Source organism: Streptomyces sp. NPDC060205 (assembly GCF_042728395.1).
In the GTDB taxonomy this organism is placed as follows: domain Bacteria; phylum Actinomycetota; class Actinomycetes; order Streptomycetales; family Streptomycetaceae; genus Streptomyces.
Genome location: NZ_JBHWZP010000036.1, coordinates 16,652 through 30,975, shown reverse-complemented (window position 1 = coordinate 30,975; position 14,324 = coordinate 16,652). Strand labels below are relative to the sequence as shown.

The 14,324-nt window shown below is 71.9% G+C and carries 11 protein-coding genes and 1 pseudogene; 10 read left to right on the top strand and 2 right to left on the bottom strand.

All coding sequences use genetic code 11. The features are described 5' to 3' along the window. Positions 1 to 65: 65 nt before the first annotated feature. Positions 66 to 1,031, bottom strand: a complete 966-nt coding sequence (mshD, locus tag ACFWGJ_RS09265) for a mycothiol synthase (RefSeq protein ID WP_387322081.1) — start codon at positions 1,029 to 1,031, stop codon at positions 66 to 68. A gap of 281 nt (positions 1,032 to 1,312) precedes the next feature. On the opposite strand from mshD, the gene ACFWGJ_RS09260 reads away from it, so the two are divergent. The 4 genes from ACFWGJ_RS09260 to ACFWGJ_RS09245 all read left to right on the top strand — a co-directional run bounded on the left by ACFWGJ_RS09260 (position 1,313) and on the right by ACFWGJ_RS09245 (position 6,772). Then, entirely contained in the window at positions 1,313 to 3,139 is a 1,827-nt protein-coding gene (locus tag ACFWGJ_RS09260) for a bifunctional metallophosphatase/5'-nucleotidase (protein ID WP_387322079.1), read from the top strand. Between the two features lie 70 nt (positions 3,140 to 3,209). After that, positions 3,210 to 4,523, top strand: coding sequence for a DUF2993 domain-containing protein (locus ACFWGJ_RS09255; protein ID WP_387322076.1), 1,314 nt, complete (start codon positions 3,210 to 3,212; stop codon positions 4,521 to 4,523). A gap of 227 nt (positions 4,524 to 4,750) precedes the next feature. Beyond that, a complete protein-coding gene (locus tag ACFWGJ_RS09250; RefSeq protein WP_387322074.1) occupies positions 4,751 to 4,885 on the top strand; it encodes a hypothetical protein in 135 nt (44 codons plus the stop codon). 120 nt (positions 4,886 to 5,005) lie between these two features. After that, complete coding sequence (locus ACFWGJ_RS09245; RefSeq protein WP_387322072.1) at positions 5,006 to 6,772, top strand: ABC transporter ATP-binding protein; 1,767 nt, start codon at positions 5,006 to 5,008, stop codon at positions 6,770 to 6,772. Between the two features lies 1 nt (position 6,773). On the opposite strand, the pseudogene ACFWGJ_RS09240 reads toward ACFWGJ_RS09245, so the two are convergent. Next, positions 6,774 to 7,745, bottom strand: a pseudogene (locus ACFWGJ_RS09240) (pectinesterase family protein); the annotation flags it as partial. Positions 7,746 to 8,094: 349 nt separating this feature from the next. Between ACFWGJ_RS09240 and ACFWGJ_RS09235 the strand changes: the two are divergent. The 6 genes from ACFWGJ_RS09235 (at position 8,095) to ACFWGJ_RS09210 (ending at position 14,323) form a co-directional block, all read left to right on the top strand. Then, complete coding sequence (locus ACFWGJ_RS09235) at positions 8,095 to 11,163, top strand: NACHT domain-containing protein (protein WP_387322070.1); 3,069 nt, start codon at positions 8,095 to 8,097, stop codon at positions 11,161 to 11,163. Beyond that, positions 11,160 to 11,525: a hypothetical protein gene (locus ACFWGJ_RS09230; protein ID WP_387322068.1), complete on the top strand. Its 366-nt coding sequence runs from the start codon at positions 11,160 to 11,162 to the stop codon at positions 11,523 to 11,525. Before ACFWGJ_RS09235 ends, ACFWGJ_RS09230 begins: the two co-directional genes overlap by 4 nt. A gap of 265 nt (positions 11,526 to 11,790) precedes the next feature. Beyond that, on the top strand, positions 11,791 to 12,138 hold the full coding sequence (locus tag ACFWGJ_RS09225) for a DUF6247 family protein (protein WP_387322066.1): 348 nt from the start codon (positions 11,791 to 11,793) through the stop codon (positions 12,136 to 12,138). Beyond that, positions 12,135 to 12,458, top strand: coding sequence for a hypothetical protein (locus ACFWGJ_RS09220; RefSeq protein ID WP_387322065.1), 324 nt, complete (start codon positions 12,135 to 12,137; stop codon positions 12,456 to 12,458). The genes ACFWGJ_RS09225 and ACFWGJ_RS09220 overlap by 4 nt, the downstream gene beginning before the upstream one ends. 84 nt (positions 12,459 to 12,542) lie before the next feature. Then, entirely contained in the window at positions 12,543 to 13,187 is a 645-nt protein-coding gene (locus ACFWGJ_RS09215; RefSeq protein WP_387322109.1) for an RNA polymerase sigma factor, read from the top strand. Next, positions 13,184 to 14,323: a CU044_5270 family protein gene (locus ACFWGJ_RS09210; protein ID WP_387322063.1), complete on the top strand. Its 1,140-nt coding sequence runs from the start codon at positions 13,184 to 13,186 to the stop codon at positions 14,321 to 14,323. Before ACFWGJ_RS09215 ends, ACFWGJ_RS09210 begins: the two co-directional genes overlap by 4 nt. Position 14,324 lies beyond the last annotated feature (1 nt).

The window sequence follows — 14,324 nt, the reverse complement described above, 5'->3', positions numbered from 1 at the left end:
CACCGGACCGGCACTCTCCCACCGGACCTGATGGACCCGCCCTCATCCCGGCCAGGACCAACCACTCAGGACTCAGTCCGATACATCAGGTCCGTCTCGTGCACCACGAACCCCAACCGCTCATAAACAGCCACCGCAGCCAGGTTGTCCGCGTCGACGTACAACATCGCGTCCGGCACCCCGACACCCGCCAGGTGCCGGAGGCCAACCGCGGTGAGGGCCTTCCCCAGCCCACCGCCCTGCGCATCGGGCCGTACCCCGACGACGTACACCTCGCCCAGCCCCTCGGCTTCGTGGACCTTCGTCCAGTGGAAGCCGACCAGTTCGTCGCCGCGGAAGGCGAGGAAGAACCCGGCCGGATCGAACCACGGCTCGGCCTTGCGCGCGTCGAGGTCCCGCTGTCCGAGAGAGCCCTGCTCGGGATGGTGCGCGAAGGCCGCGGCATTCGCGGCGAGCCAGGCCGCGTCGTCCTCGCCGGGCACGAACGTACGGACCCGCACGCCGTCCGGGAACGTCGGTTCGGGCAGGTCGAGCCCGGTCAGGGGCCGCCGCATCTGGCGCAGTTCGCGGAACAGCGCGAGCCCGAGGACCTGCGCGAGATGACGGGCCGCCGCATGTCCGCCGTGGGCCCACACCCGCAGCCGCTTGCCGGACTCGGCGAGCAGCGCGTTGCCCAGCGCCCGCCCGTGCCCATGGCCCCGGTGGGCCGGGTGGACGACCAGTTCGGCGGCCGGCGCCTCGACGGGATCGGTGTCCTCCAGCTGCGCGTACCCGACGAGCTGCCCCTCGGTGCTCAGCAGCAGATGGCGGATTTCGTCCCGTGCCTCGCCGCGCAACTGCAGCCGGCCCTGTTCGGACACCGCCTGCTGTCCGTCGGTCCGGGCGGCCTCCGCGAGAAGGGCCAGCACGGCCTCGGACTGCTCGGGGCTCAGCGCGGTGAGGACGTCGATGGAGCGGGCCGTGGGAGTGCCGCTCTGGCCGAGCGAGGCCGAGAGCTTGCGGGCAGCCGGTGCGGTGTCGTCGCTGGTCATGGGTACGAGAGTACGGCGTGTCCGGTTCATGGCGAAGTGGCCCGCCAAGGCCCGTCGAGGGCGGGGGCGGCCGGTGCACAGTCGGTGCGCGGCCGGTGGGGCGGCCGGCGCCCGGCCAGGGCGCGACGGGTGCGTGGCCGGTACACGACCTGTCCGTTTCGTACCGGAAACACCCTCGTGGCAACCAGTCCGTAACCCTGAACCCCCTGTCGCGCTACGCGCGTTGACTCTAGGCTGCGCCGGGACGGGGCCCACATATCAGCCGACCCACAGGGGGGCGCATGTCAGCCATACCTCAGCCGTTCCGCCCGAGACGCCGCACCACCCGCCTCCTCGCGGGTGTCGCGGGCGTCGCCACCATCGGCGCGCTGGTCGCGGCGCTTCCCACGACCGCTTCCGCGTCCGCGGGGGAGTCGGCGAAGAAGCACGGGCACGGGCACCAGAGCCCGTCCCGCTACCAGGACGTGCAGCTGCTGTCCTTCAACGACCTGCACGGGAACCTGGAGCCGCCGTCCGGCTCCTCCGGCCGGGTCACCGAGATCCAGCCCGACGGCACCACGAAGACGATCGACTCGGGCGGTGTCGAGTACCTGGCGACGCATCTGCGCCAGGCCCGCCAGGGCAACAAGTACTCCGTCACCGCGGCGGGCGGTGACATGGTCGGCGCCTCGCCGCTGATCTCGGGTCTCTTCCACGACGAGCCCACGATCGAGGCGCTGAACAAGCTCGACCTCGACGTGACGAGCGTCGGCAACCACGAGTTCGACGAGGGCGCGAAGGAACTGGGCCGTCTGCAGAAGGGCGGCTGCCACCCCACGGACGGCTGTTACGTGGAGGGCCGGAAGTTCAAGGGCGCCGACTTCCCGTACCTCGCGGCGAACGTCCTCGACGAGAAGACCAAGAAGCCGATCCTCAAGCCCTACTGGGTGTGGAAGAAGAACGGCGTGAAGATCGGCTTCATCGGGGTCACCCTTGAGGACACCCCGGGAGTCGTCTCCGCCGAGGGCGTGAAGGGCCTCAAGTTCAAGGACGAGGTCGAGACGATCAACAAGTACGCCAAGGAGCTGGAGAAGCAGGGCGTCAAGTCGGTCGTCGCGCTGATCCACGAGGGCGGGCTGCCGGCCTCGTCGGCGTACAACTACGACTGTGACTCGCCCGGTGGCGGCGACGGTATCTCCGGCCCCATCGTGGACATCGCGAAGAACGTCACGCCGAAGGTCGACGCGCTGGTCACCGGCCACACGCACGCCGCGTACGCGTGCACGATCGACGACCCGTCGGGCAAGCCCCGCACGGTCACCTCGGCCGCGTCCTTCGGGCGGCTCTACACCGACACGACGCTGACGTACGACCGCCGCACCGGCGACATCGCCCGGACCGCCGTCGCGTCCGCGAACCACGTGGTGACGCGTGACGTGGCGAAGGCCCCGGACATGACCGACCTGATCACCCGGTGGAACACCCTGGCGGCGCCGATCGGCAACAAGCCCATCGGGTACATCTCCGGTGACATCACCAACGTCGGTACCGAGTCCCCGATCGGCGACCTGATCGCCGACGCGCAGCTCGCGTACGGCAAGGAGCTGGACCCCGAGACCGACCTCGCGCTGATGAACCCGGGCGGTATCCGCGCTCCCCTGACCTACGCGTCCAAGGGCACCGAGGGCGACGGCGTGGTGACGTACGCGGAGGGCTTCACCGTCCAGCCGTTCGCCAACACGGTGAATCTGCAGAGCTTCACCGGCGCCCAGCTCGTGCAGGTACTGAAGGAGCAGGTCAGCGGTACGAACGCGGCCTCGCCGAAGGTGCTGCAGATTTCGTCGGGCCTCACCTACACGCTCGACCTCACCAAGAGCGGTGCCGACCGGGTCGTCACCGATTCCATCAAGTTGAACGGCGCCGCGATCGACCCGGCCGCCACCTACCGCGTCGCGACCAACAGCTTCCTCGCGGGCGGCGGCGACGGCTTCACCACGCTGGGCCTCGGCACCGACGACCTGGTGGGCGACGACGACCTCGCGGCCCTGGAGAAGTACCTGCTGGCCAACTCGTCGGCGACGAACCCGATCGCGCCGCCCGCGGCGAACCGGATCACCGTCGTCCAGTAGTTCGTGAGATAGATCGCGAACCGCAGGCAGGAGTTGCGGGTGGGGTTGGTACGCATGGTCGAATCGGGCGATGCGTACCCCCCACCCCATAGCGGCGCATGCCCCTCCGCATCCCTCGGCCGATCCGCCGCCCAACCCGTACGAGGATCTCGCCGCCCTCGACGACGGGCCCTTCGACAACGGACCCCTTGAGGACTTCCTCCGCGACGAGGAACCCGCGGTCGCCGAGGAACCGCGGCCGGCGGAAGAGACGCAAGCGCGGTGGTCACCCCCCGACCACCGCAAGAACCCCAGTGGCCGGCGCCGGCAGCGGCGCGGCCGTGTCCGTGGCCGAACTCCCCTGTCCGCCCTGCCCCTTGCCGCGAAGGCCGTCATCGCGGTCCTCGTCCTCGCCGCCTTCCTCGCCCTCGGCGACCGCTGGGCGCTGCTGTACGCGGAGCGCACGGCGGCCGAGGAGGTCCGGGACCAGCTGGACCTGCGGGCGGCACCCGAGGTGGAGATCGACGGCTTTCCCTTCGTCACCCAGGTCCTCGACGGCCGGCTCGACTCGGTGTCGGTCACCGTCCCGGACGTGGCGGCGGACCGGATCTCCCTGGCGAAGGTCTCGGCGACGGCCACCGGGGTACGGCTCGACGGCGCCCCGACCTCCCTGCGCGGCGCACGCATCCCCTCGCTCGACGGCGAGGTACTGCTCTCCTTCGACGACCTGAACCGTGAACTGGGCGCCTCCCAGGTCACGTTCACCGGCCATGGCGGCGACGAGGTGCGGGCGCGCGGCACCCTGCCCGTCGCCGGGCACGATCTGCGGCTGCGGGCCGACGCGCGGATCCGGCGGGACGGCGAGCGCGGCATCTCCACCGAGGTCGGCGGTATGCGGCTGGACATCGGCGACCTGGCCACCTTCCGCCCCGGCACCCGTGAGTCCGAGGGCCTGCATCTGACCCGTAGGTCCGCGGACCGTCTCGCGAAGGAGAAGCGCAGGGCGAAGGAACTGCTCTCCGTGCCGGCGATCGCCGGGCGGTTCGGCGTCCCGGACAGCGCGGTGCGGGCGGCGCTGCGCGACGACAACGACTTCGCCCGGTTCACCGGCTCCCCGAAGTTCGTCCGCGGGCTCATGAAGGTCAACCTCGTCGATCTCGCCGTGGACCACCCCGAGATCATCGAGCGGCTCGGCTTCGACCCGGCGCTCCTCGACGGCCTCTCCCGCCTCACGCGACCGGCCCTCGTCGACCGCCTCTCCATCGGCTTCCGGCTGCCGAAGCCGCCCCAGGGCGAGCTGAGGCTGCGGGACGTACGTGTCCACAAGGACGGGATCAGCGTGCGGGTGACGGGCCAGGACCTCGCGCTCGGCGCCTCGGTGGACAAGGCCCCGGCCGGTAAATAAATTCCGGGTGAGCGGCGTAATAAAGCCTGTGTGAACTGGGATCTGGTTCCCGACTCCGTCTGAAAACCGTCTCAGCCGCAATTCATCGAGGTCTCAGCGGATTTGGCGATTTCCGTCTCCGTGCTCCCGTAGTGTTTTCCATGTCGAAGCCGAACAGGGCTTACGGCAAAGGGAACACCGCACGACGCACGACATCAGAGATCACCCGCACAGGAAAGAGAAATCCCATGAGCTTCCACAAGGTCACCCCGGTCCGCACGTCCCGCAAGTCCGCTCCGGCCGCCAAGAAGCAGGCCGGGAAGCCCGCGCCGAAGCGTGCCGCCAAGCAGCAGCAGCGCCGCCGCCCGGTCGGCAACAAGTAGGCGACGCCACGAGGCGGGGCCCCCGGATTCGGTCCGGGGACCCCGCCTCGGCCATTTCCCGCACTCGGGAAATGGAATGGAAAACGGCAGGACACGGGCAGGGAAAGGGAATTAAACGCCATGCGGGGAGTACGGGAGGCATTCGCGCGTTTCTGGCCGCTGACGCGCGGCGACCGCCGATGGCTTTTGCTGATCATCGCCTGCGTGATCGTGTCCGCGCTGGCGGAGACGGCGTCGATCCTGCTCTTCGCGCAACTCACCGACCACGCGCTGCAGGCCGGTTCGCTCAGCGCTTTCTGGGGCCCGGCCGGTGCCTGGCTGGCGGTGGCCGTGCTCGGCGCGGTCGTCGGCTATCTCGGCAACTCCCTGGCGATCCGCACGGCCGAGAGATTCGTCCTGCGCCTGCGCGCCGGCGTCTTCCGCCATGTCCAGGACCTGCCCCCGCACTTCTTCCAGCGGTACCGCCGCGGCGACCTGGTGGAACGGCTCACGGGTGACGTCGAGGCCATCGAACAGATGGTGGTCTCGGGCGCGGTCGGAGCCGTCTCGGCCGCCTTCTCGGCGCTCTTCTACTCCGCCGCCGCGCTCTGGCTCCGCTGGGACCTCGCCCTGGTCACCTTCCTCCTCGCTCCCCTCTTCCTCGTCGCGGCCCGCCGCTTCGCCGGCCGCATCCAGAAGGCCGCGAAGGACGAGCGGACCGCCGACGGCGCGATCACCTCGGTCGTCGAGGAGTCCCTCGGCAACATCGTGCTCACGCAGGCGTACAACCGGCGCGGGGCGGAGGAGCAGCGGCTCGACCGCGAGGCGCGCGCCTGGCTGCGGGCCAGTGTGCGCGGGGCCCGCACGAGCGAGATGTACGAGCAGTGCGTCGAGGTCGTGGAGACGCTCTGCGTGCTCACGGTGATCGGGCTCGGTGCCTGGGAGATCGCGCAGGGCCGGATGTCCCTGGGCCAGCTGCTCGCCTTCGCCGCGTTCCTCGGCTATCTCTATCCGCCGATCCGCGACCTCGGCCAGCTCGGTCTGACCCTGACGGCCGCGACCGCCGGAGCGCAGCGGCTCCAGGAGATCCTGGACACCGAGCCCGCCGTCACCGACCCGGCCGCCCCGGCCGGGGAGTGGCCCGTGCGGGGCCGGGTCTCCTTCCACCACACCTCCTTCCGCTATCCGGGCGCGGAGCGCGACAGCCTGCACGAGGTGTCGTTCACCGCGCAGCCCGGCGAGTTCGTGCTGGTCACCGGCCCGAGCGGGGCCGGAAAGTCGACCCTCGCCACACTCCTGACCCGGTTCTACGACCCCTGTGCGGGGGTGATCTGCCTGGACGGTGTCCCGCTCGGCGACGTCACCCTGGAGTTCCTGCGCGAGAACGTGACGCTGCTGCCCCAGGAGACGCTGGTCCTGCACGGCACGATCCGCGAGAACATCGCCTGCGGGCGGCCGGGCGCGACGGACGAGGAGATCGAACGGGCCGCTCGGGACGCGGACGCCCACGATTTCGTCCGCTCCCTGCCCGACGGGTACGGGACGCTGATCACACCCGGCACGGCCGTGCTGTCCGGCGGGCAGCTCCAGCGGGTGGCCATCGCCCGCGCGATGCTGCGGGCCGCCCCCGTCCTCGTACTCGACGAACCGACCGCCGGGCTCGACGCGCTCGCCGCACGCCGGGTCGTACGGCCGCTGCGGCGCCTGGTGTCCGGCCGGACGACCCTGATGATCACCCACGATCTGACGCTCGCCCCGGACGCCGACCGCATCCTCGTCGTGGACGGCGGACGGCTGGTGGAGCAGGGCACGCACGAGGAACTGCTCGCGTACGGGGGTACGTACGCGCGGTTGGCGGGCCCGGTCCCGACGGAGACGACCATGCCGCTGCTGCAGCCGAGCCCGTAGCTCAGGAGGCGGCCGGCGTCCAGCCGGCCAGCCAGTCCGCGACCTCCTGGCCGGTCGCCTGGGCGTCGGTCAGCTGCGGGCGGTCGCCGCTCGCGGCGCCCGAGCCGGGGCCGGTGTTCCTGTACTCCGCGAAACGGTCGTCCTTCCAGGAGAAGCCGCCCATGTCCACCCACGGGGTCGACCTGATCGCCGCGCTCAGCGTGGAGTCGCGGACGGTGGTCTGCGGATCGAGGGTCGCGTCGCCGCCCGCGTGCCAGTTGCGGCCGAGGTAGAAGGTCCCGGCGGACACGTCACCGTTGACGGCCGAGCGGTTGATGAGGATGCCCTTGCGGTCGGCCGCGGTGCTGGGGGCGGTGATGTACCCCGCCGAGCTGCCGTCCCAGCGCTTCTTCAGGGTGATCACCGACTGGTCGATCACGGCGGTCGCCCGCCCGAAGATGAAGTCGACGTTCCCGATGACGTAGGAGTTGCGGACGTAGACGCGGCCGAGCTTCTCCTTGGCGGCGGTGTCGAGGAGCAGGGTGTCCTGGTCGCCCTCGACGATCACGCCGTCGAGGAAGACCTGGTCGGCGGCGGTGCGCAGGGCCACGGCCTGGTGTCCGCTCAGGCTCTGGTTGGCGCCCTCGTCGAAGTCGTTGGAGAGCGTGAGGTTGCGGGCCTGGAAGTCGTCCGCCTCCACGGCGACGGTGGCGCTGCCGCTCGTCCCGTACGTACCGCCGCCGGGTTTCGCGGTCCCGGCCGCGTTGTTGTGGACGATGACGGTGTCCTTGCGGCTGCCGCCGCTGCCCAGGATCGTCACGTGCGGCTTGTTCGAGGGGACCTTCACCACCTCGCGGTACGTGCCCGGCTTGACGGAGATCACGACGCGTGAGGCGTTGTTCGCGGGCACGGCGTTCACGGCGTCTTGGACGGTGGTGTACATCCCGCTGCCGTCCTTGGCGACGGTGAGGGTGGTGGCCGCGGCACCGGCGGCGGGCGCGGCACTCGCCGTGCCGGCGGTGGAGGCGACCAGGGCCAGCGGGACACCGACGGCCAGGGCGGTCCTGCGCCCGCGGAGGCGGGCCTTGCGGCGGTTCACGGTCACGGGCGGCTTCCGTTCGTGTGGGGGTGGGGGAGCCGGTCGCTGGGTGGTCGCCGCGCGCGGGGGAAAGGTTGCCGCGGCACGGAGGACGGCGTCGGCGCCGGTGCCGTCCGCCGGACACGGGCATGTGCTCCCGTCATGCTTCCGCGCGCCCGCCCAGGCGCCCGGTACGCCGGTACGCGGACACCTGCCGCCTCGTTCACCCCGTGCAAGGACGGGCGCGGGCGGGAGGGGGCGGAGCATGCGGGATGCACGGTTGCGGCGGCGGTTCGGGCTGGGCATGGGCGCCGCGGCGCTGCTCGCGCTGGCCCTCGCGCTGGCGGGCGGTGGCGGCCCCGACCGGACGTCGATGTGGATCTCGGCGGTCTCGGCGCTCGTCTCGGTCGGCGCGTTCCTGACGGAGCTGCTGCGCGAACAGACGGACACCGGCACCGCCGCCGACCGGCGGCAGCGGGCCGCCGACGAACTCGCCGAGGCCGTGGACCTGCAGTGGCGGGCGGAGGCGCGGCTGCGCCGGCTGTACGACCCCGAGCCGCTGACCGTCCGCTGGTCGCGCGTCGGCCCGCCGCTCGCCGACCGGCCCCACACCGTCCGACGAGGTGTGGAACTGCCGGAGCCGCGCGACGGCGACCAGCGGCTGGACCGGATCGTCGAGACGTTCACGGCCCTGCCGTCCCGTCGGCTGGTCGTGCTGGGCGACCCGGGGGCGGGCAAGACCGTACTCGCCGTACGGTTCGTGCTCGGGGCGCTCGCGGACCGGCAGCCGGGCGATCCGGTGCCGGTGCTGTTCCCCCTGGCGGGCTGGGACCCCGGGGCCATGACCCTGCGGGACTGGCTCGCCGAGCGGCTGGCCGCGGAGTACCGGCCGCTGGCCGCCGGCACGGGCGAGCGGACCATGGCACGTGAACTGCTCGACGCCGGGCTCCTGTTGCCCGTGCTCGACGGGTTCGACGAGATCCCCGGGCCGACGCACGAGACGGCCCTGCGGCGTCTGAACGCCGAACTCGACGAGCGGCTGCCCGTCCTGCTCACCTGCCGTACGCAGGACTGGACGCGGGCCGTGGGCGCCGGTGGTGTGCTGACCGCCGCCGAGGTCGTACGGCTGCGACCGCTGGACCTCGCCACCGCGCGCGGCCACCTGGAGATCACCGCGCGACCCGACCCGCACGGCCGCACGCCCTGGACCCCGGTCCTGGCGGACCCGTCCCCGCTCCTCACGGAGGTCCTGTCCTCCCCGCTGATGGTGACGCTGGCCCGCACGGTGTACGGGAACACCTCGCGCGACCCGGCCGAACTGCGGGACATCGGCCGCTTCCCCACCGCCGGACATGTCGAGCAGCACCTGCTGGAGGCCTGCGTCCCGGCGGCCTTCGGGGAGGCGGGCCACGGCACAAGTACCTGGAGTCCGGACGCGGCGCACCGCTGGCTGCGCCGTCTCGCCCGTGACGTCGGCACGACCGGCACCTGGCGGCTGGCCTGGTGGGAGCTGCCGACGGCGATGCCCCGGGCGCTGCGGGTGCTCGGCCCCGCCGTACTGGCGCTGCTCGCCTCGGCGGCGCTGCTGGTGCCGCTGGCCAAACTCGGGCCCGGGGTGGTCGCCGACTGGGACAGCGTGCCTTCGACCTTCCTCAACTACGCGGGCATCCTGCTGGGCCTGTGCTTCGGCCTGGCCCGGCTGCTGCCCGCCACGGCGCGGACTCCGCAGGGGCCACGGCAGTTGGTGCGGTTGGCCCTGTGGATGGCCGCCGCGGCCACGGTGGTGGCGGTGGGCATGGGCCTGCTCGCACCGCCCCTGGTGAGTTCCCGGCTCGGCGCGGTGCTCACGCAGCGACCGGCCTGGTTCCTCAACGGCTGCTGCTTCGGCCTGATCCTGTCCATGATGTTCGGGGTCGCGGGACTGCCCCGGCGCCCCCTCCCGATGGGCCTGCCGTGGGCGGGCAGCCCGAGCGGCCCGCGGACCGTGCGCGCGCTCGGCGCCGTCGTCGTCTTCGCCGGCCTCGCGGTCTACGGCTACTCACGGCAGACGGCGGTGGTCCCCGCCCTCACCTGCCTCGGCGCGGGGCTGCTGCTCCTCCTGGCCGGACTGCGGCGCGGCGAGCGCACGGCGGCGCCGTACACCGGCCCGGGCGCGGTACTGCGCGGCTTCGCCCGAGGGCTCCTCCGCGGGTTCGTGGCCTGCACACTCATCGGGGTCTGCGTGGGGGCGCTGGTGGGCTGCGTGGCCGGTGCGTTCGCCGCGTACCGGATCCACTCGGCGCAGCCGCGGGTGAGCGGTGAGGTCATCGGGGGCTGGCGGCTCCAGGAGACGGCCGACGGCGACCGTACGGTCCGCTCGGTCGTCCCCGGAGAGTTCCTGCTGGTGGAGCGTACGGGCCTCGACGAGCCGTTCGCCGTGAAGGCGGGCGCCCGGATCACGTGGGACGAGGAGGTCGGGGCGTACGAGGGGACGGTGACGATCCACGAGGACCGGGACGACGGCTGGGTGACCGTCTGGAAGGGCGGCCCCGGCGACCGCGAGGGCGAGGCGGTCGACGCCCACAACCTCGTGCTCGCCCTGCCGTACGAGGCCGAACTCTGGCTCGTCCACCGCCCGGTCCGGGCCGTCGTGCTCGACGCTGTGGGCCCCTTCGCGGCCTTCGGCGTGCTCATCGGTGCGATCGGCGGCTGCGCCTCGGGTGTCTACCGCGCCCTGAACACCCCGTCCGACACCATGCGTGCGGCGGGCCCGCGCAGCACCCTGCGCACCGACCGGGACGCCACGCTCGCCAGGAGCGCCATCGCCGCGCTCCTCGCCGGCGGGGTCTGCCTGCTGCTGCTCTCGGTCATGCCACCGGGCGGCACGCTGGGCACCATGCACACCGAGGTGTGGGTCCAGGTCGGCACGTCCTCACTCGCGCTGAGCGCCTGGGGCCGCCTCGCCCCGGCGAGAATCTGGCTGGCCCTGACCGGCCGGGCACCGTGGCGGCTGATGGCCTTCCTGGAGGAGGCACACCGGCGGGGGGTGCTGCGCAGGTCGGGGGCGCACTACGAGTTCTGCCATCTGCGTCTCCAACAGAGCCTGGCCGGTGCCCTGCCGCCGGTGGGCGGCGGCGGCCCGGCTCCCGGACCCGGGAATTGGCCGCCACGACCGGACCGGCCCGGTCCGCGCAGGGGTGCGGCACTGCTGACGGGCGTCGTCGGCGCGGCCACGTTCCGCGGCCTGCGTCCCTCGGGCTCCTCGGGCGCTCCGCCGGGCCCGCCGACGAGGGACGACCAGTTGCACGACGCGTACAACCGGCTCGGCCCACCGCCCACGGGAGGCGCCCGATGAGCGAGCCCACGCCCGCGCCCGCTGCCGGAGCCGAGGCGTCCCCGGAGAACCGGAGCAGTTGGCGCGACCTCCCCGTCGAGGAGCAGATCGCCTCCTGGGAGACGGCCGTCCCGGGCAGCGCGGCGCGGATGCTGCGGCAGGTCGAGGCGGACTACGAACACCGGCGCTGGCTGGACCGGGTGGAGGTCCGCTTCCGGATGTTCGGCGCGCTGCTGGGAGGCACGGGCATCACCGGCGTCTTCTGGCTCACGAAACACCTCGTGGACCACGACGCCCCGGCCTTCGCGGCGGGTGTCTTCGGCACGAGTGTGGCGGCGCTCGCGGGACTGGTGCTCAGGAGTGATCGCAGGCGGGGGCCGTGAGCGGGTGCGGATCGACGCCGACGCGAATCCGCGCCGGCCGGGTCCGCGTTCACCCCCGGGCGTCAAGCGTGGGGCGGGCCTGCATCCCAGCGGGTGAAGCGGGCGGGGAACCCGGACGGGAAGGCGGGCCGTCCGGGCAGGGTGATGCCATGGCAGAGATCATGACCACAGACCCCTCGGCGGAGCCGCCGCGCGCACAATCCGCGCCGGGACGGTGAGCGCGACTATGGTCGTGGACACGGCGCGTCGAAGGAGGACATCGATCATGGCTGCTCACGCTGCGGAATCCGATGCGGTGATCCCCCCCATGCCCGAGCGGACCCCGAAAGCGCTGCGCAGGGCGCTCGCCGAGGACGCTCCCCACCTCCTCCCCGACTTCGACAGGCACTGGAAGCGCGCGATCGCGGACACGTACGACCTCGGACCCGTGCCCGCGTTCATGGCTCGCTGGTGGATCGAGTACGCGATCGCACGTGATCCGAAGCTCGATGCCCATCTGCATGACCTGGAACAGCGGGCGGCTGAGGCCACTGACATCACCGAGGCCAAGGCCCTCCTCGAAGAGGCATCGAGGATTCGGCACGAGGCTCTGAGGGCGGAGCCCGGCGAGTGACCGACGAGTTCATGGGGCCGCCTTGGCAAATGGACTGGCGGCTTGACGCCCTCGCCGTCCGTGATGCGCTGCCCGAGCATGCGCGCAAGATGGTTGACGAGGCTCGTGCCGAGCTGGTCACCGCGAAGGACCCGTACTTCCGAGGCATCGAGGCCGATGGACTTCTACCCGACGGCATGGCCGTCGAGCCGGCACGGTCCAGCAAACCGAAGGGCGCTCGCCTGTTCTCCTTCGACCATGGAAACGGCTGGCTCATCTACACCTTCGTGTCCCGCGCAGAAGACCCGCAGATCATCGTGGAGCAGGTCTTCTGGCAGTGAACGGTCGGCCGGCCCGGTCGCTGTGACGCACCTCACGGGAAGTCGTCCCCCTCTGCCGTACAGCTCATAGGCGTGACCACTCATATGCGAACCCGGGTGCGGGCCGGGGATCAGGGGGCCTTCGGTGAGCTCTTCGACGCGTACGCCCGTGCCGTGTACAACCACGCCTACCGGCTGACCGCGGACTGGGCGACCGCCGAGGACGTGATGGCGTCGACCTTCATGGAGGCCTGGCGGCTGAGGGACCGGGTCGATCCCGAGGGCGGCTCCCTGCGGCCCTGGCTGCTGGGCATCGCCACCAACACCGCGCGCAACCAGTTCCGCAGCAACCGCCGTTACCGGCGCGCCGCGAGCGCCGCCGCGGCGGCCGAGACGGCCGTGCCCGATCACGCGGACGAGGTCGCGGGCCGGATCGACGACCGGCAGCGGCTCGCCACCGCCCTGACCGCGCTCGCCGCCCTGCGCAGACCCGAGCGCGAGGTCATCACGCTCTGCCTGGGGGAGGGCCTGGACTACGAGTCCGCGGCGGAGGCGCTCGGCATCCCCGTCGGCACGGTCGCCTCCCGTCTCTCCAGGGCCCGGAAGAAGCTGCGGGCCGTCGCGGAGAAGCAACTTGGCGCCGGCTCCGCCGGAAAAGTTCGCGGAAATCGGGAAGTGCCGCGCCCCGCCCGACAGACAAGAGGCGATCACACACAAGCGATCCGGCCCGCACAGGAGGGAAACCGATGAACGCGAACACGCCCCGCCACGACTCAGCCGAGTCCGAGTCCGGGTCCCGTTTCGAGTGGGAGCAGGACGCCCAGCTCCTGTCCCGTACCGCGCGCGACCTGCCGTCGGGCCGTCACCAGTTCCACAGGGAGCGTCTGATGGCCCAGATCCACGAGCAAGTACAGCGGGAAGAGCGCACGGCGGCCCCGGCCGCACCGGCGAAGGCACGGCGGCTGCGGCTGCCGCGTCCCGCGATCACGCTGCCCGCGATGGCGTTCGGCCTGTCCGCGGCGATCGTCGCCGGGGTCGTGGCCTTCGGCGGCGGCGAAGGCGTGCGGGAGAGCGGAGTCGCCACCGGACCCGCCCTGACCACCGACATCGGTACCGCGACCACGAAGGGCGTGCCCCAGCTGCTGGACCAGATCTCCCTTGCGGCGGCCGAGGGCGACCACCCGACCGTGCGGGCAGGCCAGTTCATCTACATCGAGTCCGTGGTGGCCGACACCCACGTGAGGACCGTCGACGACAAGAGCAGCCTGGTCGGCGAGGAACTGCACAAGCGGCAGATCTGGGAGTCCGCGGACGGCGTCGAGGGCTGGCTGATCGACCCCGCCGTCAACGACAGCCCCGAGGGCGAGACCCTGACCCTGCCCGACGAGCAGGGCAACACCCCGAAGGCGCACCTGGGCAGCCCGTCGTACGACTACCTGGCCGAGCTGACCACCGACCCCGACGCACTGCTGGCCAAGATCTACAAGGAGACGAAGGGGCAGGGGAACACCCCCGACCAGCAGGCCTTCACCACCATCGGTGACCTGCTCACCGAGAGCTACCCGCCCCCGGAGCTCTACTCGGCGCTGTTCGAGACCGCCGCGAAGATCCCGGGCGTGGTCGTCGTCGACGACGCGGTGGACGCGGCCGGCCGGCACGGCGTGGCGGTGGCCCGGCTGGACGAGACCAGCGGACAGCGCGAGGAATGGATCTTCGACAAGAAGACCCACGTCTACCTCGGCGCGCGCAACGTCCAGGTGAAGCCGCTCAAGGAAGAGGGCGTCCTGATCAAGCCCGGCACGGTGAACTTCACCATGGCCATCAAGAACCGCGCCGTCGTCGACGGGATGAAGGAGACCCCGTCGGCCCCGGCACAGGCGGGCTGAG

Bases quoted from the DNA above. Each gene is read 5' to 3' on its own strand.
- mshD (WP_387322081.1), bottom strand. From the start codon at position 1,031: ATGACCAGCGACGACACCGCACCGGCTGCCCGCAAGCTCTCGGCCTCG.
- ACFWGJ_RS09260 (WP_387322079.1), top strand. From the start codon at position 1,313: ATGTCAGCCATACCTCAGCCGTTCCGCCCGAGACGCCGCACCACCCGC.
- ACFWGJ_RS09255 (WP_387322076.1), top strand. From the start codon at position 3,210: ATGCGTACCCCCCACCCCATAGCGGCGCATGCCCCTCCGCATCCCTCG.
- ACFWGJ_RS09250 (WP_387322074.1), top strand. From the start codon at position 4,751: ATGAGCTTCCACAAGGTCACCCCGGTCCGCACGTCCCGCAAGTCCGCT.
- ACFWGJ_RS09245 (WP_387322072.1), top strand. From the start codon at position 5,006: ATGCGGGGAGTACGGGAGGCATTCGCGCGTTTCTGGCCGCTGACGCGC.
- ACFWGJ_RS09235 (WP_387322070.1), top strand. From the start codon at position 8,095: ATGCGGGATGCACGGTTGCGGCGGCGGTTCGGGCTGGGCATGGGCGCC.
- ACFWGJ_RS09230 (WP_387322068.1), top strand. From the start codon at position 11,160: ATGAGCGAGCCCACGCCCGCGCCCGCTGCCGGAGCCGAGGCGTCCCCG.
- ACFWGJ_RS09225 (WP_387322066.1), top strand. From the start codon at position 11,791: ATGGCTGCTCACGCTGCGGAATCCGATGCGGTGATCCCCCCCATGCCC.
- ACFWGJ_RS09215 (WP_387322109.1), top strand. From the start codon at position 12,543: ATGCGAACCCGGGTGCGGGCCGGGGATCAGGGGGCCTTCGGTGAGCTC.
- ACFWGJ_RS09210 (WP_387322063.1), top strand. From the start codon at position 13,184: ATGAACGCGAACACGCCCCGCCACGACTCAGCCGAGTCCGAGTCCGGG.